Here is a 20561-nt window from a genome sequence, read left to right as displayed (position 1 = left end):
TTAATTGGACAGTCGCTACTTCAAAAGGTTATAATAGTCACCTTTTGCATTCGGGGGATATCAATGAATCATCGCGTGGGCTTTGTCAGTTTGGGTTGTCCCAAAGCACTGGTTGATTCAGAGAGGATTATTACCCAATTACGCGCCCAGGGTTATGAGCTTGTTTCCAGTTATGAGAGTGCCGGCTTAGTCGTCGTCAATACCTGTGGTTTTATCGATTCAGCGGTCACTGAATCCCTGGATACTATTAAAGAAGCAATGGCCGAAAACGGACGGGTTATTGTAACCGGCTGCCTTGGCGCTAAAGCCGACGTGATTCGTGAAGCTTGCCCGGATGTCCTGCATATCAGTGGTGCTCATGCCTATGAAGAGGTGCTTCGTGCGGTTCACCGCCATCTTCCCCCACCCACCGATCCCTTCACGCAATTAGTGCCTCCTCAGGGAATTAAATTAACACCCCGCCATTACGCTTATTTAAAAATCTCCGAAGGATGTAATCAGAAATGTACTTTCTGCATCATACCCAGCATGCGTGGGAAACTGCAAAGCTATCCTTTAAGCCAGGTTCTCACTGAAGCAAGAAAGCTGAAAGAGGCAGGCGTACAGGAGTTGCTGGTTATTTCTCAGGATACCAGCGCTTACGGCGTAGATACCCGTTATCAGCCTGTTGAGTGGCAAGGCCGTACAGTGAATACCCGTTTTCTTGATCTATGCCAGGAGCTCGGGGAGTTGGGAATGTGGGTTCGGCTTCATTATGTTTATCCTTATCCTCATGTTGATGAGATCATTCCTTTAATGCGAGACGGCTTAATCCTCCCCTATCTGGACATTCCCCTGCAACATGCGAGCACAAGGGTTTTAAAAGCTATGAAGCGTCCGGCCAGCAGTGAAAACACGCTGCAACGTATCGCTTCCTGGCGCGAAGTTTGCCCCGAGATTACTATTCGTTCGACTTTTATTGTGGGTTTCCCCGGTGAGACTGAAGAAGAATTTGAGGAGTTACTCGACTTTCTCGAGGAAGCCCAGCTCGACAGAGTAGGCTGTTTTCAATATTCTCCAGTTGAAGGAGCCAAGGCCAATGAACTGGCAGATCCTGTTCCAGATGCAGTCAAAGAGGAACGTTACCACCGCTTTATGCAGCTGCAGGCTGAAATTAGCCGTAATAAATTAGCTGAAAAAGTGGGCAGTATTCAAACCGTTCTGGTAGATTCTGTCGATGATGAACAAATTATTGCCCGCAGTAAAAGCGATGCGCCTGAGATTGATGGGTTGGTTTATCTGCCTCCTGATAGCCAGGTCACAGCCGGTCAGTTGCTGGATGTAGAAATTATTGACAGCGATGACTATGATTTATACGCAGCCTATACAACTCCTGCTTAATAAGATCTGTACCTGATCCATATTCCATGCGTATACTCATAGGATATTAATAATTAACAGGTTTGCTTTGAATGAAGTGGGCTTCTTATCATTATCTATCCAGTTTACTGAGACGTTGTCTTCTGGTGTCTCCGCTGCTATTGATAACTGCTTGCGGAGAAAAGCCTGCCCAGCAATCCTGGGGAGAGCCAGAAGTTGGCGTGGTTGAGCTGCAATATCAATCCTTTCCGATCACGGTTGAACTACCAGGGCGCGTACGCGCTCATCGTATTGCTGAAGTACGCCCGCAAGTGAACGGTATTATTTTAAAACGACTGTTTACAGAAGGCAGCGATGTCAAGGAAGGACAGTCATTATACCAGATTGATCCCGCCCCTTATCAGGCTGCGGTAGATACCGCCAAGGGCGAACTCAGTAAAGCAGAAGCCAATCTCGAAATTGCTAATCTGACCGTGCAGCGCTATAAGCCATTGCTAGGCAATAAATTTGTGAGTAAGCAAGACTATGATACCGCGGTAGCCAATGCCAAACAGGCAGAAGCCAGTGTCGAATCCGCCAAGGCCTCGCTTGAAACAGCCAGGATCAATTTACAATATACCAAGGTTCTCTCACCTATTAATGGCCGAATTGGACGCTCCAGTGTGACCGAGGGCGCATTAGTGGCAGCCAATCAGCAAACCGCGATGGCCGTTATCCATCAGCTTAACCCCATTTTTGTTGATATTACCCAGTCAAGTAATGATTATTTCAAGCTCCAAAAAGAACTGGAGAAAGGCAAACCTGAAGGAAAGTCACAGGATATTTCCGTTCAGTTATTTTTAGATGACGGCAGCCTCTACGATCAGAAAGGCAAACTGGAGTTCTCAGAAGTTCAGGTTGATGAAACCACAGGCTCCATTACTTTAAGAGCAATTTTTCCAAATCCTGATAGCAAGCTTTTGCCGGGAATGTTTGTTCGCGCACAGCTGAATATGGGCATTAATCCCAAAGCCCTGCTGGTACCTCAGCAGGGAATCACCCGCGATAACACCGGAAAGGCCACTGCTCTGATTGTTGATAGTGAAAACAAGGTTGAACAACGCAATATTACGGTCACGCAGGCTGTCAAGGATAAATGGCTGGTGACCAAAGGGCTAAGCGCCGGCGATAAAATTATTGTCAGTGGACAACTGAAGGTTAAACCAGGTTCAAAAGTTAAAATACTCAAGCCAGATGAGAAAAAGCCTGAGCAGACCAAGGTGGATGGCTGATTATGTCAGATTTTTTTATAAATCGTCCTATCTTTGCCTGGGTAATCGCCATCATGATTATGGTGGCTGGCTGTATTGCCTTATTTCAACTGCCCATTTCGCAATATCCAACAGTAGCACCGCCGTCAATTGCAGTAACCACTATTTATCCAGGAGCTGATGCTCAGACCGTGCAGGATACAGTGACTCAGGTTATTGAGCAAAACATGACAGGGCTTGACAACCTGCTTTATATGTCCTCTCAGAGCGACTCCTCAGGCAGCATGACAATCACACTGACCTTTGATCCTAAAGCCGATCCGGATATCGCACAGGTACAGGTACAGAACAAACTCCAGCTTGCCATGCCTCTTTTGCCAATCGAGGTTCAGCAACAGGGTATTGTAGTTCAAAAGGCAAGCAGCAGTTATCTTTTGGTTGTGGGCGTTTACTCTGAGAATGACCACTTAAACCAGTATGACCTGGGAGACTATCTGTCCTCTTATCTTAAAGATCCGATTGGCCGTATCAATGGTGTAGGTAATGTGGAGCTTTTTGGCGCCCAATATGCAATGCGCGTCTGGATGGATGCCAACAAGCTAAATAATTATCAGCTAACGCCCATTGACGTGATCTTAGCCATTCGCGCACAAAATAATCAGATCGCAGCAGGCCAGTTGGGTGGACTGCCAGCTACATCTAATCAGCAGCTTAATGCATCGATTATTGCCCAGACGCGTCTGAAATCGCCTGAAGAATTCTCAAAAATTCTCTTGAAGGTGAATAAAGATGGTTCTCAGGTGCGCCTGAAGGATGTCGCAAAAGTTGAACTGGGCGGTGAAAACTATGACCTGATTGCCCAGTATAATGGCCGGCCTGCAGCAGGGCTCGGAATCAGACTGACAACAGGTGCCAATGCACTCGATACAGCGGCTGCCATTAAAACTGAATTGAAACGGATGGAGCCCTATTTTCCCCCGGGATTAAAGGTGGTGTACCCCTATGACACTACCCCCTTCGTCAAAATTTCGATCCACAAGGTCGTAGAAACCCTTATTGAGGCATTTGTACTGGTGTTTCTGGTTATGTATCTGTTTTTACAGAACTTCAGAGCTACGCTGATTCCAACTATTGCCATCCCGGTAGTCATACTGGGTACCTTTGCTGTGCTTTCCCTTTTTGGCATGTCGATTAATACCCTGACTATGTTCGGTCTGATTCTGGCAATTGGTCTGCTGGTTGACGATGCCATTGTAGTGGTAGAAAACGTTGAAAGGGTGATGGCTGAAGAGAATTTACCACCCAAAGAAGCAACTCACCGTTCCATGAAGCAGATTCAGGGAGCCTTAGTAGGTATCGCCATGGTCTTATCGGCAGTTTTCATCCCGATGGCTTTCTTTGGCGGCTCAACAGGCGCTATTTATCGTCAGTTTTCCATTACCATTGTCTCTGCAATGGTACTGTCAATCCTAATCGCTTTGATCCTGACACCTGCCCTTTGCGCCAATCTTTTGAAACCCTATGGCGAAGAGCGGCATGACAAATGGCTTTTCAAATGGTTTAACCGTTTTCTGCATGCTGCAACTCATGGGTACCATGATGCAGTCGCCAGTATATTGAAGAGAACAGGCCGCTATCTTTTAATTTATCTGATTATCATTATTTCTATGGTTTATCTGTTTCTGCGTCTGCCTGGCTCCTTCCTGCCGGAAGAAGACCAGGGTATGTTGCTAACGATGATACAGCTGCCTGCGGGAGCGACTCAGGAACGTACGCAAAAAGTAGCCGAGCAGATCTATGAGTATTTCGCAACCAAAGAGAAGCACAATGTCATTTCCGTGTTCTCCGTGGTCGGATTCGGTTTCAACGGTAAAGGACAAAATAACGGGATCGCCTTCCTCACTTTGAAAGACTGGTCAGAGCGAAGCGGAAAAGAAAACAGTGTGCAGGAAATTATTAATCGGGCTGGCGGGGAATTTGCCAAAATAATTAATGATGGAATGGTATTCCCTTTTAATTTACCGGCCATTATTGAACTGGGTACTGCCACCGGATTTGATTTTGAGTTAATTGATCGCGGCGGCCTCGGCCATGAGAAACTCACAGAAGCACGCAATAAACTGATGGAAATGGTGGGAGAGCATTCCAATGTGCTGGTCAGAGTAAGACCGAATGGGCTGGAGGATACACCGCAATATAAATTAATCGTTGATCAGGAGAAAGCAGAAGCGCTTGGAGTATCTATTACCGATATCAATCAGACTATTTCCGCCGCCTTGGGCAGTGTGTATGTCAATGATTTTATTGATAGAGGACGTGTTAAAAAAGTATACGTTCAAGGAGCACCCCGTTTTCGGATGCTGCCACAGGATATCAATGAATGGTATGTGCGCAGCGGCAATGGGCAAATGGTACCTTTTTCCGCATTCACCAGTGCCAAATGGGAGAAGGGTTCGCCGCGTCTTGAGCGATACAATGGCTTACCTTCAATGGAAATCCTGGGTGAAGCGGCAGAAGGCCAGAGTACCGGTACGGCCATGGCTTTGATGGAAAAATTAACCTCTGAATTACCCACCGGCATTGGTTTTGACTGGACAGGAATGTCGTATCAGGAAAGACTCTCAGGTAATCAGGCACCGGCTCTTTATGCGATATCTCTTTTAGTGGTATTCCTTTCTCTTGCAGCTCTATATGAAAGCTGGTCAGTTCCCTTTTCAGTCATGCTGGTGGTTCCGCTGGGGATTATCGGCGCATTAATTGCGGCGAAACTATTCAATATGTATAACGACATTTATTTCAAGGTCGGATTACTGACGACTATGGGCCTTTCAGCGAAAAATGCCATCCTTATCGTTGAATTTGCCAAGGATCTAATAGAAAAAGAGCATAAGCCGCTCATTGAGGCAACGCTCGAAGCCACAAGAATGCGTTTACGCCCTATTCTGATGACCTCTCTTGCCTTTATTTTTGGGGTATTACCGCTGGCATTAAGCACTGGCGCCGGTTCTGGTGCTCAGAACGCGGTGGGAATTGGCGTAGTCGGCGGTATGTTTACTGCTACTTTCCTGGCAATATTCTTTGTTCCAATATTCTTTGTATTGGTCAGACAGCATTTTGGAAAAAAACTGGTGGAAGATGGCTCCAGTAAAACGCAGAATGATCAGAAAAATCCTCTATAAATTCCCCTTAACTCCTCTCTCTCTGGGGAGAGAGCTTAAGAGGGAGGGTTTTCGAGAGTCTTCATCAAACTGTGTCAGGCCATGTCATCTCGAACGTAGTGAGAGATCTCCGAATGCTGGCACAAACCAAGATTCAGGAGATCTCTCACTACGTTCGAGATGACGGCGTGCCTGTGAGTAAGGACACAGTTTAATGAACGCTCCCGGCTTTTCTAACTGGTTTTTATCTGCTTATAGATTGCCTCACTAATCGCAAAAACCTGCTGCAATTCCTTTTCACAGGACGGTTCATAATCTTCCAAAAGCCCCAGATGTAAAACCTGATGGTATTTTTGATAGGCCTCTTTCAAGTAGTTAAATTGTTCCTTACTCAGGATATCGTCTTTTGCCAATTGCCGTAAAAGACTTAAGGTATGCGTATATCGGCTGTAATTTTTTCTGGCATGAATCAGAATCAGGCATTGAACCAGAAATTCCAAATCGACCAATCCACCCGGCCGCTCTTTAATAGAATGTCCCAGTTGAAACTTCAGCATTTTCTCCCGCATTGACAATACTTCGTCCAGCACATCCCGGGCATTGCTCTGCTCAGCGTATATTGATGCTTTCAGTTTCGAGAAAACGGCTCTCACACGCGGCCCCCCCAATAATACGCGCGATCGAATGAGTGCCTGGTGTTCCCAGGTCCAGGCTTCCGTTTGCTGATAGGTTACGAAAGAAGACAAACTGCTTACCAATAAACCTGATGACCCTGATGGGCGTAAACGTGTATCGACCTGGTATAAAATACCGGATTGAAAACGAGTGGTTAGCATGTGTAAAATCTTTTGCGTCAGGCGGGTGATCAAAGAACTATGCTCAGCATCTGATGTGTAAATGAATACTAAATCCAAATCTGAATTATAATTCATTTCACGGCTTCCCAGTTTACCATAAGCCAGAACCGCAAATCCTTGAAATACGGTATCCATAACAGGATATCTTAAAGCCAGCTGCCTGGAAGCGATCTCAACAACCCGAACAACAATAGCCTCCGCTAAATCAGCAAGGAAACGTCCGGCGCGTATTGCATTTAATCGGCCATGAAGTTCGGCTCTTGCAGCCAATAGCCAATGGCTTAGTTTGAATTGTCTTAAATATTCCTCTTCGTCCTCCTGGTCTTTGCAGTGAGCCATTTTATTTTCAAGCTGCTGCTTCAATTGCAGGCGAGAAGGAGGGGTCCAATTGGGCATAGGCTCAAGTAAGGTTTCAAGCAGGAAAGGATGCGCTACCAGCAACTGCGAGATAAAGGGACTGCGGGAAAACCAGTATAATAATTCGTTCAATGTCTGCGGATTCTCGGTCAGTAATGCAAGATAAGCGCTTCGCCCGACCACGCTTTCCAGAAGCTGCATGACCTGAAGTAAAACAGCTTCTGTATTTTTGACCTGTGCCAGCTCCTTCAATAATAGCGGCATAAATCGGTCCAGTATCATGCGCGCAGCCTGGCTAAGACGAAGACAACGAGGAGAATGTCTGAATGAATGTATCAGCTGATAGCAACGCTTTGCATGCTGGTAGTTGATGCTGGCGAGTAAGTTAGTTGCCATTTCCGACTCGATGTGTCCCTGCCATACACTGGCTAATTGATGTTCCAAAAGTCTCGAATTATCCTCAAGTTGTCCGCTGCTTTTTTTATAAGCAAGCATCGAACTGAATAAATTGCTGACTATTCGCTGATATTGTTTCAGCTTAAAATAAACTGACTGCCAGTCAGCATAATTCATTGCCTGACTAATCTGGAATTGTCGAAGTTCATCTTCAGGCAATACATGGGTTTGCTGATCGTTAAGTGACTGTAACGCATTCTCGAGTTTCCGATAAAATAAATAGGCTTCTTGTAAAACCTGAGCGCGCGTCAGCAATTTTTCTTGCTTTATAGTAGCCAGGGCTTCCAATAAACTGGTTTTTTGTAATTGAGGTAATCGACCGCCCCTGATTAATTGTATATTCTGAACAATAAACTCAATTTCCCGAATTCCCCCTGATCCGCGTTTAATATCATTCAGGCGAGGATTAAGCTGAACTTCTCTAATAATCATGGACTTCATACTGCGAAGTGATTCGATGACGCTGAAATCAACATAACGGCGATAGACAAAAGGTGTAATCAGTTGATAGAACCAGTGATCGGCAGAAACTGTCAGATCCAGCGGCCTTGCCTTGACCATTGCGTACCGCTCCCAATCTCTCCCCTGCTCCTGATAATAATTCTCTATAGTGGCCAGATTAACCACTAAAGCACCGCTGTCTCCATTCGGTCTTAATCGCAGGTCGACACGAAATACGAAGCCTTCAGCAGTGATCTGCTGCAATAACTGTATAAAACGCTGGACTACTTTAATATAGAACTGTTGATTGCTGATGGATTCCTCACCATCGGTCCATCCATCTTTGGAATACGCAAGGATGAGATCGATATCCGAAGAATAATTTAACTCTCTTCCACCCAGTTTTCCCATAGCCAATACATACAGTCGGGCCGGGGCACCGCTTTCTTCCAGGGGAATACCATGTCTTTGGCTGACATCCTGCTCGCAATAGCTCAATGCGCTGCGGATGGCTTCATCCGCAAAATCAGACCAGGAGCGCATTGTTTCTGCGGTGTCAGCCAGGCCCGATGCCTCTCTCAATAGTAATCGCAGGAAACTGTAATGCCGACATTGTCGAATTTCTTTGGCAAAGGAGGGAAAGGGTGAATTCGGTATAGCCTGGAATCGCTCTCGGTACTCTTTGGCAAAAACCGGAGCCAGGCAATCATCTTCTGCTACTAATCTTGAAAAAATTTCAATATGACGCAGTGCATAATCGCTGCTTAGCAAAACCTTTTTTATCCCCTTTCGCAAATGAGGGGCGGCATGGCTAAAATGCTTATCCAAAAGCTGGAATCGTGAGTCAATAAACACCTCTCTATCAGTCATTTATAAAGTTCCTGAATAACATTTATCATAAGCAATGGTTTATTAACAATAAAAAGGTACTATATATTAATTAAATAACTATAAATTGGTAGGACCATGAAACTTATCCGCTATTTTTTATTAGGCCTGCTCTCATTTTCAACTGCTGGCTTTGCACAGGGAGAGCCTCTGCTCATCGCGGTGGATAATTTTTCTCCTCCCTTTGTGATGCGGGCAGGAAATAATGTATTTCACGGATTTGATGTGGAAATGATGGAGCATCTTTGTAAAATTATGAACAGGACCTGCCAGTACAAACCAGTCCACTTCCACTCCCTCTTGGGTGAAGTTGAAAATAAGACGAGTGAAGTGGCGCTCGGTGCCATTACCATAACGCCTGACCGCGCGACACGCGTCAATTTTACCGCACCTTATATGTTGAGTCAGTTTCGGTTCATGGGAAAACAAGCCTTAAGCCAGCAACCCTTTAGTCTCGACCTTCTCTCTAATAAAAAAATTGGCGTTGAGGAAGGCACTTTGTTTCCGCAACTCATCCAAACCCTGGGTATCAAAAATCCACAAATAGAGCTCTATGATACAGAGGACAACATTTTAGTTGCTCTACAGAATGGAGATATTGATCTGGCCTTGCTGGATAATGCAACTGCCATTTACTGGGCCAATCATTCTTCCGGTGTACTGGCTGTACTAGGGGAAAAAGAGACTTATGGTTTTGGGTATGGCATTGCAGTGAATAAAGATAATCTTGAATTACTGCAACAGTTAAACAACGCGATCAGCCAATATCACGCCAGTGATATTTTTAAGCAGGATTATGACAGGTATTTCGGCGATTTTAAGCCTTAATAACTTGAACCGGGGGAATAATGAATCATTTAACTCCTTTAAGCTCAGCAAAAATATTGCACCCGCTGATTGGGCCGGACAGGTATTTTCCGAATAATTCAATTTACCCGTTATTGATTTATAAGAACGTATTTGATTTGGACGGACGATCAGTCGAGGATGTTCAGCAATTTCTAAAAGAAAACCAATGGATCAACTCCTGGCTGGATGTTGTTTATGATTACCAGCATTATCATAGCAATACCCATGAGACCCTGGTAATTTATACCGGCCATTGCCAAGTACAATTTGGCGGCGATAATGGAATTATTTATGAAGTGAGCCGTGGCGATGTCGTTATAATTCCTGCAGGGGTTGCTCATAAAAATACAGGCAGTTCGGACGATTTTAAATGCATAGGCTCCTATCCTTTCGAGCGGGACTACGATGTTTGCTACGGACTTTTGGAAGAACATCCAAGGGTCGATGAAAACATCGCAGGAACAGTCCTGCCGGCCTGCGATCCGGTCTTTGGAACAAAGGGCGGGCTATTTGATTATTGGAAATCCTGAAACTCAAAAGTCTACCTTGTTTCAAGACTCGATATCCAACAGATTATTAATAATAGACTGAATCTTATTCAAGGACTGATTCTTTGCTTTCAACGATAAACAAGTTTCAGCTTCATTTGACAACACATTGATTTTACTTCGGATTGTTTCATACAAATGAAGCTCTATATGTCTAACAGCTTCCAGATTGCTATCAATATTCTCTAAAAGACTCTGATATTTCCTTTTTCTTGCAGAGAACAGGCGCTGCTCGAGCCGGTCCATTAATTCTTTTAAATCCCTTTCACTCGCGCTGCAAGTGATTCGCATAAATGGACAGTCTTTTTCCAGCCCATAATAGGACAAAGGAGCTATCATTATTTTGTCTTCAAACAACAAATAATAGGCAAGTTCCTCACCGCTGTTGACTTTTCCTGTTCTTTGCAGTGCACGAGCCGCCTGTGCTGGAAGGTCTAAACCGAATAAATCAGAAAAATCACCCAGGGCATAAAAAGTTGCCTCGACCTGATAATCAGGATCGGGCATCTCAGCGCCCATTTCTTTTAGTCGCATTAAAACATAGTCCACTTTCTTTTTGTAAAACAAAACCAGATCCTCTCTTTCCTTTTCATCAAAATGAGCCATGGTTTCAGCATATGCCAATTGCGCAGAGCGAGGCGCGTGCAAGAAGTAGTTAATATTTTTATTCAACATTTCATTCATCACGAATTCGTCAAATACCAGAATCACCGCCATACGTTCGCCCGCCGCGGATAAGGCTTTTGTTGCGGAGCGCATGATCATAATGCGTTTTTTCAAATCCGGAGCGATTTTTAAAAAGGAAGGAATTTTAACAAAGCTCATTTCTGTATAAGCTTCATCAAAAATAATAAACAAGTCAGGATAACGGCGAAGTACCTCTGCGATTTTGGCAAGCTCTTCCTCGGGAATCATTGTTCCCAGTGGGTTCGACGGATTACAGAATAATACGGCTTTGGGCCAGCCATGATCATCCTCCGCAAGGAAAAGCGCCTCTTGAATAGAGTCTTCCAAAGCCTGAGCGTTAATATGATAGCCTTTTTCTTTCATCACATGGATGGGATGCAAACGATGCAGCTCGTTGCTGGCATACGCTGAATAATGCGGAAAAGGCGTAATAATGCGATAACCTGGATATTCTTCATAATGCGTATTCAATGTTTCAAACATAATACGCAAAGCGCCAATACCCCCCACTGTAAACAGGACATTATCCGGGCTGATGTCGGCTTCATACCAGGCAGACATAGTCTGCGCCATTAATTCACGAGGTCCTTTGTCCCCCCTGGGATCTCCATAATCAATCGCATGCTCGCCGTCAGTGTTATCGATATCAAAGCGTTCATTTTCGGCCAGATTTTCAAGCTTTTGCCAATATCCCAGAAAAGAACGAATAGTCTGCACATTAATGGGATATGTCGGTTTGCCTACGCCTGCGAAAATAACTCTGCTCTTTTGCTCTTCCTCTGCCAGTGTATTGGCCCAAAGAGCCAACAGCATGACTCTGTCAATTTTATTCGCGTGTAATCCATTTGGGGTAAGCATAACTGCATCCATTCATTATTTTGATTAAATCATAGACCACTTTTGTGGAATTGTTTCAATATCTTATCGAGATTCCATCGGAATCTGGAAATGAAAGCAGCCATGGTTAGGGGAAAGTCTCATTCTGCCAAACCTAAGCGTTCCGCCTATCCTTCATTTATTAATGCAGTTCATTACAAAAATATTCTAAAGCAATTTTGCAGGCTATTAAATTTAAGTCCCATTAAGGTTTGCGGACAAATTTCTGCCGGACTGAATCGCTACGCACTTCAGCAGCTTTTATTTTTGGATCCGCTGCAGGCCCGGTGACTGATCCCACATTGGCACGTGCGGTCAGCGCTGCGTCCATAGCTTTACCCTTGAGATCATTGAGTACATTGATTCTATCTCTGATAGAAGACATTCCTCCGCCAGAGAGTTCTTCTAAATGGCTATCACTGAGATATTGTTTTTTCTTTGGCTGATGCTTGGGATGTTTAGTACGTTTTCTCATGGCACTTCTCATAAAACAACAAAGATTGTTAAATTATAGTAGAAGTTCACCAGAATTGTTCGATATTTAATCACTTTTAGAGCGGCAATCCCGAAGCTTGAAAATGGGATTGCCTTAAGTCATTCAAATATATTAGTGAATTGTTTCGCCCTTCGTAAGGCAGTGGCTAATCACTTGTCGAGTGACGAAGTCACCCTGATTTGCACCATAGACTGATTTGAAATACTCGGCCAGTGTTCGCACCCAGCCAGAAATACGAAAATTCATTCGTTTTTCTTCTTTATCGACCACCAGTTCAAACAATCCAAGCGCCTCGCTTTTATTTTTGTTGGCATATTCTTCCATGATCACTTGTGCTGTGTACATGTCTTTATCTCTGGTCGGCCAGTTTTTATTCATAATCACCCCTTTACTTCGATAGTATGGCAACTCTTGGCGCAGCTTACTCTATGGTTAATTCCCATTGCAAGTTCAGCGGCTAGAGATATAGAATGCCATACTTTTTGTACAAAATCAATACAAATTTATCTTGTTTTTTACTGCTATGATGTTTGTAAGGGTATCCCCTGCTGCTCTTGCCATAAGGTCACGAATAATACCATCACAATCGGGCCTACAAACAAACCAAGCAATCCTAAAGTTTCAACTCCACCCAATATGCCAAAAAGCACGGCTAAAAAAGGAAGCTCAATTGCCCCGCCAATCAGCACAGGCTTGATAAAATGATCGGCAATAAACATCACCACCGTACCCCATACTACTACCACAATGGCTGCCGCCAGGCTGCCGCTTGAAATCAATATTAATGCGACGAAGGTAAAGACGATTGGCACAATAAATGGGATCATTGCAGCAAAAGCAGTGATAAAACCAACCAGAGTAGGCGCAGGTACGCCGACAATGACATAACACAAACCCATTAAGATACCCACTCCAAGTCCAACCAGAATGGTACCGTTTACGGTGCCGCGAAGAGCCGATGGCAGACGGTCTGCATAGCGAAACCAGCGTTTCCCAAGGCAAATCTCTCCTACCCGATTAATTTCCTGAAATAATTTATCTCCATCACGATAGAAGAAAAATAAGGTCAGAATGGTAAACCCAAGTTGAAAACCGCGGTGGGCCAGATTAACCCCTACTTGCTTAATGTAATAACTCGCCGGCGTCAGTGAAATATGCAGGTTCGATAGAAAATTTCTGAGATTACCAGGCTGGCCAATATTATTTTGCCAGTAGTTCGTTAAATCTTTACCAAGCACTGGAATTTGCTGAATAATTCCTGGCGCATCTCCGCCCTCTTTATTAATTAATTGCAGATAATTAATAAAAACCTGCAATTCCTTTACCAGTAAGGTGACCAGCCAGCTTAAAGGCAGTAGAAAAATCAAAGCCAGAATCGCTGTAAATAACAATGCGGCCCAATTACGGTGCCTGCCAAAAAACTGCTTCCAGCGCTTGTACAGCGGGTAGGTCGCAATGGCAATAATCGCTGCCCAGATCATGGAAGGAATAAATCGATGAACAATGAAAAGTGCGAGTAATACGATGCCGACAGTCAGGGCAATATTAATTAGTTCTTTATGGCTCTCATTCATCAGGAGAAACTCCAGATTAATAATTGTAAAATTATCCAGGCAGGAACAGCTGCAAGCACATCGTCAAACATAATTCCAAACCCGCCTTTAATTTTTTCATCAGCAATCGTAATAGGCCAGGGCTTCCAGATATCGAAAAGCCGAAATAGTAAAAATCCGATAATCATCCACGTCAGCCTGGGAGGCACTAAGGCCATTGTTAATAGAAACCCGACGACCTCATCCCAGACAATCCCGGAATAATCATGTTCGCCAAGATCAGCGGATACTCGATCGCTGACATACACGCCAAGAATAAAAAACAGCAGAGTTATTAACAAATAGAGAGGCAGGGTGAGTGAGGACATCAGTAAGTAAATGGGAAAGGCGGCAAGCGTTCCCCAAGTGCCAGGTGCAACAGGGGCCAATCCGGCTCCAAAACCAAAGGCAATAAAATAAGCAGGATCCTGCCAGACTTTACTAGATAGGTTCATTGAATTCAACCTTTAAAAATGAGCAAACCCTTTGGGTATTAAAGGAGAAACTCTGCCTGTTTCTTGTAAAAATCGCAAGCCTTTTTCTTCTTCGATTACGCCTATTGGGTAGCAGGTCATTCCACTACGAGTTATTTCTTCAAAAAAAGTCTGCTGATGAATCTCGGGAATGGTAAAGCATAATTCATAATCATCACCGCCAGCAATGGCAAATTCTGTCGCATTCTGACGGTACTTACTGACTAAGGGATGAACAGGAACTTTTGACCAGGCGATGCAGGCACCTACGCCGCTTTGCTCACAGATGTGATTAAGATCTGCTGACAAGCCATCTGAAATATCAATGCATGCACTGGCCCACTGCTGTAAATAGCCAGTTAAATCAATACGCGGTACAGGATGAAGAAGCTTATCCATAAGAATGGCTTTATCTTCAGCAAGAATAGTATCGTCTTGTAAATAGGCGACCGCTAAAGCCGCAGCACCAAGCTCTCCGCTCACCCAAACGGTATCGCCAGGCTTTGCATTACAGCGTCTGACTGCTTTTCCTCTTGGAATAAGTCCGTGAATGGTCAGACTTAAGCTAAGGGGGCCTCGCGTTGTATCTCCCCCTATCAAGGCGATATTATAACGTTTCAATGCAGCCTGAAAGCCTTGAGAAAACCGACTAAGCCAGTTTTCGCAGGCAGTAGGCATGGTCAATGCTAAACTTATCCAGCAAGGTGTGGCAGCCATTGCCGCCATATCACTGACATTCACCATAACCGCCTTCCAGGCGATATCATAAGGATCCCAAGCACTTAGAAAATGCACTTCAGCAACCAGAGTGTCAGTGCTTACTAACAAATGCCTGTCTGAAGGAACCTCCAGGCAGGCTGCATCATCACCGATTCCAAAAACTACATCAGAGCGCTCGATTGCTCCTGACTTGAAAAAGGTATCGATAAGGGAGAACTCATTTAGGCTCAAGACTAACTTCCAGTGAACGAACTTTTCTTGAAAGATTATTGAGAACACCATTCACATAGCGATGGCCATCCTGTGAGCCAAATTCGCGGGCCAGACTAACCGCTTCATCCAGAACTACTTTGTAAGGTATTTCCAGACAATACACGAGTTCATAGGCACCTATTCTTAATACAGTATGCTCGATTGGATTTAATTCCTGAAGCGATCGGTCCTGGAGAAACAATTCAAAACCGCTTTCCAGTTCCTGCAAATGCTTTGGAACGCCGTAAAGCAAATTGCAAAAATAGTCGGCATCGACTTTATCCATGTTATTAGCTACTCTGAACTGTGCTTCTATTTCGTGTAAGTCATGGCCAGACATTAACCATTGGTACAGCGCTTGTAATGCTAATCGCCGCGCTCGTCTTTTTCCTCGTATTGCTTCTTTTTCCACTATTACCTCAGGACGTTTTGTCGTTTTTCATTTGATCAATAGTTTGTCTGAAATCACTCACATCCTTAAATCGTTTATATACAGACGCAAACCTTACATAAGCTACATGATCCAATTTAAGTAATTGTTCCATAACCAGCTCACCTACCTGACGAGATTGTATTTCTCGCTCGCCACTACGTCGAATGTCCTGCGTAATGGCAACTATCGCTTCCTCCAGCAAATCCGTGCTAACCGGTCTCTTTTCAAGAGCCTTTTTCATTCCAAGGCGTAAATTTTCCAGATTAAAAGGAACCCTTGCCCCGTCACGCTTGATGATATCCGGCATAATTAATTCCGCAGTTTCAAAGGTTGTAAACCGCTCATTGCATATTACGCACTGACGCCGCCTGCGTACCTGGGCTCCTTCGGCAACCAGGCGGGAATCGATGACTTTGGTTTCTTCTGCATGACAAAAGGGACAATACATGATTAACGATATACCGGAAATTCACGACACAATTGCAGTACTTGCGATCTTATGCGATCGATCACACTATCGTCGCCCATATGATCCAATACATCGCAAATCCATCCAGTCAGCAATTCTATCTCTTTTTCCTTAAATCCACGAGTAGTGACTGCCGGCGTACCAAGACGCAAGCCGCTGGTTACAAAGGGTGAACGGGGATCATTAGGCACTGTATTTTTATTTACAGTAATATTAGCCCGTCCCAAAGCGGCATCCGCATCTTTACCCGTGTATTCCCTGCCAATTAGATTGACCAGCAGTAAATGGTTTTTAGTGCTGCCGGAAACAATGGGGTAGCCCCTTTCGATGAGGGTTTGAGCCATGGTCTTTGCATTAGTCAGCACTTGCTGCTGATACATTTTAAATTCGGGCTGCAGAGCTTCAGCAAAGGCAACCGCTTTTGCAGCGATAACATGCATTAAAGGCCCGCCCTGATTGCCTGGAAAAACAGCTGAATTCAATTTCTTTTCAATGACTTCATTAGCACGCGCAAGAATCATCCCGCCACGGGGGCCACGCAGGGTTTTATGCGTGGTTGTCGTTACCACATCTGCATAAGGCACTGGAGATGGGTATAATCCTGTTACAATCAAGCCGGCGACATGCGCCACATCCGCCATCAGATAAGCACCTACTGAATCAGCAATCGCACGAAATCTTGCCCAATCCAGTTCCTGAGAATAGGCTGAAAATCCTGCAATAATCATTTTAGGCTGATGCAGTCTGGCCTTTTCTTCCACTTCATCATAATTGATAAGGCCGCTATGCGGGTCTACACCATATTCATGAGAATTATAAATTTTTCCAGAAAAATTTACCTTTGAACCATGCGTCAAATGCCCGCCATGAGGAAGCGCCATGCCAAGTACCGAATCACCTGGTGACAGTAAAGCCATCATCGCCGCTGCATTTGCCTGAGAACCTGAGTGCGGCTGAACATTGACATAATCGGCGGCGAATAACTGCTTTGCACGCTCAATGGCCAGGTTTTCAGCGATATCCACGTATTCACAACCACCGTAATATCGCTTACCAGGATATCCTTCGGCATACTTATTGGTTAAGACACTGCCTTGCGCAGCCAGCACACGCGGACTGGCATAATTTTCAGACGCGATGAGTTCAATATGCTCTTCCTGACGTTTATTTTCAGCCTCAATGGCTTGCCAGAGTTGTTCATCAAACCCGGCTATCGTGTACTGGCTATCAAACATAACTTTCCTTACTTGCTTACGATTGAATAATTGTAGTTTAACGAGTGTTTAACAGCAAAAATATTATCTTTAGCTTAAAAAAGCTCTACTTTAAAAATCCTCTCTCCCTCAGGGAGAGAGTTAGAGAGAGGGGTTTAAAATCACCCCTACCTTATTTCACAATCAAATCATTTCGCACGCGTCTTACATCTGGAATACTTCTTACTATTAGCGCCGCTCTGTTTTTGATGATCGGGCTGTTGACAAAGCCACTCAGCTGGACTTCATCCTTAAAGGTTTTAACCTGAATGGAAAGGCTCTCTGGGCCAAGCTCATCAACAAGCTTTGCCTTTGCTCTGGCAGTGATTGAAGTACTGTCCAGATATTGTCCGGTACTTTCACGAGTGGGAGTAGCGGAACAGGCAAGCAAAGCAAATGCAGCGAACGCAATCAACAGGCTTTTAGTAAATGACAACATTTCACAAAACTCCTTCATAGAAAATTCAGGAGGGCAAGAGTATCATATCCTGACCTTATAGTCATGATCTCTGTTTAGCCTCCCTTTCTGATTAAAATTTGCAATTATTTGAATAAAGTGGTTGATTATGCATCTATCGATAGGTAGAATAGGCTTTATGAATATTACGACGATGCAAGAAAAAATTCTGAATACCGCTGAAACATTGATCCAGAAAATGGGTTACAACGCTTTTAGTTATAAAGATATTGCGCAGGTAGTAGGGATTAAAACCTCCAGTATACATTATTACTATCCCGCAAAAGAGGACCTGGCTATTGCTGTAATTGACTGGCAACTGCACCGACTGTCGTTGTATTTAAACGAATTGGAATTAAACTCCTCTTTGAATTTACAACAAAAGTTAATCAGCCTGGTCGATAAACTCATGCTTTTGACTGTTCATGATGAAATGAAAATGTGTTTGGGCGGCATGCTGGCATCGGATGTAATTTCATTACCGGAAAGGCTTAGAATCAAAGTTCGTTCATTTTTTAATATTTTGGAGAAATGGCTGACTGACGTGATCAGTGAGGGATCCTCTGATAAAGAACAATGGGACGCTTTACAATCCAGGGAACTTTCAAGAAATTTGCTGGTTCAATTGGAAGGCGGATTGCTACTGTCCAGATTATACGAGGATATATCCTATGTGGAACCTGTGAAATCGTTTATAAAGAGAGTATTTTAATTTTTTTTATCGAAACTATCTATCTACTGGTAGATGCATTGGAGGTGAACATGAAGAAAAAATGGTTAAGTTTATGCGCCCTTACCTGCGGTTTGATAACTTCTACTTATGCGAGTGTGACAATGAAAGCAATTAATGAAAAAACTATTAAGGACACTACCTATATTTCTATGATCAGCAATCAGGGTGTTGAGGAAAGATTTGAACAATTTTTGCGAAAAGGCGCTCAGATGGTTAACAAAACCGAGCCCAATACGGCACTTTGGTTTGCTTTAAAACAAGATAATCACTTTGCTATATTTGATGTTTTTTTCAATAAGCAAGGAAGAGAGGAGCATTTTGCAGGCCTTGTCGCCAATGCCCTGAAGGAGAATTCCTCGCAATTAGTATCAGGTGGATGGGAGCAAGGCGTATTAGCAAATATCAATAATTATGATCTTATCGCCTCCAGTCACTTTGATAAGGACAAGGTCTTAACAGCAAAGGAAGCATCTTATATCTATTTCAAGGCAAAATCGGGTAAAAGTCATGAGTTGGAGAACTTCCTGAAAGAAGGAGCCAAACTTATCAATGCAACAGAGCCAGGAACGCATTTTTGGCTCGCCTTAAAAACTGATAACAACACCTATGCCATTTTCGATGCCTTTAAGGATAAGAATGCTCAAAAAGCGCATTTTTCTGGTAAGGTGGCTGCTGCGCTGCAAAAAAATGCGGATGAACTGATTGACGGAGGATGGGAGCAAGGAGTTCTGGCTCATGTTTCTAATTTTCAGATTATAGCGGTGGCTTAACTATAAGTACATTGATGATGGAGCATAACTAGAAGCTATCGTCTTTGCGAACGAAGTGAAGCAATCCAGATCGAATCCTGAACAAAGTTAAGATCTGGATTGCTTCGCTGACGCTCGCAAAGACAGTTTTTGTGCACTTCAGTCTTAACAGTTCCCTGCTTGTGTTTTATTAGCAGGGACGAATTAAGAAAACTTAACCGTGCCCGTGCGATTTACTATCAGGAGCACTTTGATGCCCGTGGTTATTCGCGGCATATTTTTTGTGATGACGTGTATCAGGTGCCGGCTCGCGAGCCACATGAGTCGGGCGGTGTCCATGATAACTACGTTCCAAAGGCTTTTTTCGTACCGGTGTAACAGTATGTCCATGTGTGTTAACTGCAGCTACATAATGCTGAGCCATAATCTGAACCTGAGCAGAAGGCAGAGGATGTGAATGGTTCTCAACAATAACAGCAGTAGAATTTCCAATTGCCGGCAGCAGCGCTAATATTCCAAAAAAACGTTTCATATTAACTCCAGACCATTAATTTTGCAGGGAAATGGCACGAGGGTTCTCGTGCCATGGGATGTAAACTATTTAGATTCTAATTTGAATTTTGGTTGCTTATTCAGATATGGAACAATGCGGACTGTGCTGTTAACCCGGGTATATCCAGAGTAAATGTGATAACCACTGAAAGTCACAACGTCCAGATACATTGTCTTATGGCAGTAGCCATAGTAGAACAAATCAATGTAGTGTGGGCTTTCAAAAGTGTAAACATCAAAAGGAGTCAGCGTAGTACCATCATCAAAAGTGCCATAAACAGTTACGTTATCGAAACTGCTGTTAATAATTTCAATTTCACAATAACCAGGAAGCATAGCTCCTTTTTGAGTGCTAGCTTGAGCTTGAACAGCGTCAGCTTTTGGATAAACATGGTGGTTTTCCGCGTAGGAAGAACCTAACAAACCGAAACAGCTAACAAACAACAAGGCTTTTAATTTCATAACTAGTCCAAGTGATAAATGGAAATCGAATGTTAACAAAGTGTTGTATTTAGTCAACAGGTTTTTTTTGTGTCCATAGTTTTACCTCTTTTTTGATTGAATTTAATAATAATTTTCTTCTCTGGAACTAGCGCTTAATTATGATATATTACTCAGCCATTCATACTCTTGAAACAAACAGTTCTCATAGGAAG

At 43.7% G+C, this 20561-nt stretch carries 20 protein-coding genes; 7 read left to right on the top strand and 13 right to left on the bottom strand.

All coding sequences use genetic code 11. The features are described 5' to 3' along the window. Positions 1–63: 63 nt before the first annotated feature. From rimO to LXA66_RS04980, 3 genes are all read left to right on the top strand, one after another. The gene (gene rimO, locus LXA66_RS04990) at positions 64–1380 is read left to right on the top strand and encodes a 30S ribosomal protein S12 methylthiotransferase RimO (protein WP_233012268.1); all 1317 of its coding nucleotides are present in this window, start codon (positions 64–66) and stop codon (positions 1378–1380) included. A gap of 71 nt (positions 1381–1451) precedes the next feature. Further along, positions 1452–2630 carry an efflux RND transporter periplasmic adaptor subunit gene (locus tag LXA66_RS04985; protein WP_233012267.1) on the top strand — a complete coding sequence of 393 codons (1179 nt, stop codon included), beginning with the start codon at positions 1452–1454 and terminating at the stop codon, positions 2628–2630. Between the two features lie 2 nt (positions 2631–2632). Continuing rightward, positions 2633–5788, top strand: coding sequence for an efflux RND transporter permease subunit (locus LXA66_RS04980; RefSeq protein ID WP_233012266.1), 3156 nt, complete (start codon positions 2633–2635; stop codon positions 5786–5788). Positions 5789–6000: 212 nt separating this feature from the next. On the opposite strand, the gene glnE is transcribed toward LXA66_RS04980, so the two are convergent. Next, positions 6001–8748, bottom strand: coding sequence for a bifunctional [glutamate--ammonia ligase]-adenylyl-L-tyrosine phosphorylase/[glutamate--ammonia-ligase] adenylyltransferase (gene glnE / locus LXA66_RS04975; protein ID WP_233012265.1), 2748 nt, complete (start codon positions 8746–8748; stop codon positions 6001–6003). Between the two features lie 96 nt (positions 8749–8844). On the opposite strand from glnE, the gene LXA66_RS04970 reads away from it, so the two are divergent. After that, positions 8845–9594 (top strand): transporter substrate-binding domain-containing protein, encoded by a 750-nt coding sequence (locus LXA66_RS04970; protein WP_112220841.1) that lies wholly within the window; start codon positions 8845–8847, stop codon positions 9592–9594. A 20-nt stretch (positions 9595–9614) separates the two neighbouring features. Next, positions 9615–10145, top strand: a complete 531-nt coding sequence (locus LXA66_RS04965; protein WP_233012264.1) for a cupin domain-containing protein — start codon at positions 9615–9617, stop codon at positions 10143–10145. A 21-nt stretch (positions 10146–10166) separates the two neighbouring features. On the opposite strand, the gene LXA66_RS04960 is transcribed toward LXA66_RS04965, so the two are convergent. From LXA66_RS04960 to LXA66_RS04915, 10 genes are all read right to left on the bottom strand, one after another. Beyond that, positions 10167–11708, bottom strand: coding sequence for a pyridoxal phosphate-dependent aminotransferase (locus LXA66_RS04960; RefSeq protein WP_233012263.1), 1542 nt, complete (start codon positions 11706–11708; stop codon positions 10167–10169). Between the two features lie 223 nt (positions 11709–11931). Then, entirely contained in the window at positions 11932–12201 is a 270-nt protein-coding gene (locus LXA66_RS04955) for a hypothetical protein (RefSeq protein ID WP_233012262.1), read from the bottom strand. Between the two features lie 132 nt (positions 12202–12333). Beyond that, the gene (locus LXA66_RS04950; protein ID WP_112220837.1) at positions 12334–12600 is read right to left on the bottom strand and encodes a hypothetical protein; all 267 of its coding nucleotides are present in this window, start codon (positions 12598–12600) and stop codon (positions 12334–12336) included. A 143-nt stretch (positions 12601–12743) separates the two neighbouring features. Further along, positions 12744–13796, bottom strand: coding sequence for an AI-2E family transporter (locus LXA66_RS04945; RefSeq protein WP_112220836.1), 1053 nt, complete (start codon positions 13794–13796; stop codon positions 12744–12746). Then, positions 13796–14278, bottom strand: coding sequence for a phosphatidylglycerophosphatase A (locus LXA66_RS04940; protein ID WP_233012261.1), 483 nt, complete (start codon positions 14276–14278; stop codon positions 13796–13798). The genes LXA66_RS04945 and LXA66_RS04940 overlap by 1 nt, the downstream gene beginning before the upstream one ends. Before the next feature lie 3 nt (positions 14279–14281). Beyond that, a complete protein-coding gene (gene thiL, locus LXA66_RS04935) occupies positions 14282–15289 on the bottom strand; it encodes a thiamine-phosphate kinase (RefSeq protein ID WP_233012260.1) in 1008 nt (335 codons plus the stop codon). After that, positions 15225–15671 (bottom strand): transcription antitermination factor NusB, encoded by a 447-nt coding sequence (nusB, locus tag LXA66_RS04930; protein WP_112220833.1) that lies wholly within the window; start codon positions 15669–15671, stop codon positions 15225–15227. Before nusB ends, thiL begins: the two co-directional genes overlap by 65 nt. Before the next feature lie 7 nt (positions 15672–15678). Then, on the bottom strand, positions 15679–16140 hold the full coding sequence (gene nrdR, locus LXA66_RS04925; RefSeq protein ID WP_058506149.1) for a transcriptional regulator NrdR: 462 nt from the start codon (positions 16138–16140) through the stop codon (positions 15679–15681). A gap of 2 nt (positions 16141–16142) precedes the next feature. Next, the gene (gene glyA / locus LXA66_RS04920) at positions 16143–17396 is read right to left on the bottom strand and encodes a serine hydroxymethyltransferase (protein ID WP_233012259.1); all 1254 of its coding nucleotides are present in this window, start codon (positions 17394–17396) and stop codon (positions 16143–16145) included. Positions 17397–17547: 151 nt separating this feature from the next. Then, positions 17548–17853 carry a BON domain-containing protein gene (locus tag LXA66_RS04915; RefSeq protein ID WP_133138447.1) on the bottom strand — a complete coding sequence of 102 codons (306 nt, stop codon included), beginning with the start codon at positions 17851–17853 and terminating at the stop codon, positions 17548–17550. A 127-nt stretch (positions 17854–17980) separates the two neighbouring features. Between LXA66_RS04915 and LXA66_RS04910 the strand changes: the two genes are divergently transcribed. Next, positions 17981–18583 carry a TetR/AcrR family transcriptional regulator gene (locus LXA66_RS04910; RefSeq protein WP_233012258.1) on the top strand — a complete coding sequence of 201 codons (603 nt, stop codon included), beginning with the start codon at positions 17981–17983 and terminating at the stop codon, positions 18581–18583. Between the two features lie 50 nt (positions 18584–18633). Further along, on the top strand, positions 18634–19374 hold the full coding sequence (locus LXA66_RS04905) for a putative quinol monooxygenase (RefSeq protein WP_233012257.1): 741 nt from the start codon (positions 18634–18636) through the stop codon (positions 19372–19374). Positions 19375–19567: 193 nt separating this feature from the next. Here LXA66_RS04905 and LXA66_RS04900 read toward each other — a convergent pair whose 3' ends face one another. Together LXA66_RS04900 and LXA66_RS04895 are read right to left on the bottom strand one after the other, a co-directional pair. Then, positions 19568–19885, bottom strand: coding sequence for a hypothetical protein (locus LXA66_RS04900; protein ID WP_112220828.1), 318 nt, complete (start codon positions 19883–19885; stop codon positions 19568–19570). A gap of 65 nt (positions 19886–19950) precedes the next feature. After that, positions 19951–20367, bottom strand: a complete 417-nt coding sequence (locus tag LXA66_RS04895) for a hypothetical protein (RefSeq protein ID WP_112220827.1) — start codon at positions 20365–20367, stop codon at positions 19951–19953. Positions 20368–20561 lie beyond the last annotated feature (194 nt).

Origin of the sequence: Legionella sp. 16cNR16C, assembly GCF_021297775.1 — a bacterium.
GTDB lineage: Bacteria > Pseudomonadota > Gammaproteobacteria > Legionellales > Legionellaceae > Legionella_C > Legionella_C quinlivanii_A.
The sequence above is the reverse complement of the archived record's forward strand: the minus strand, read 5'-3'. Positions and strand labels throughout refer to the sequence as shown.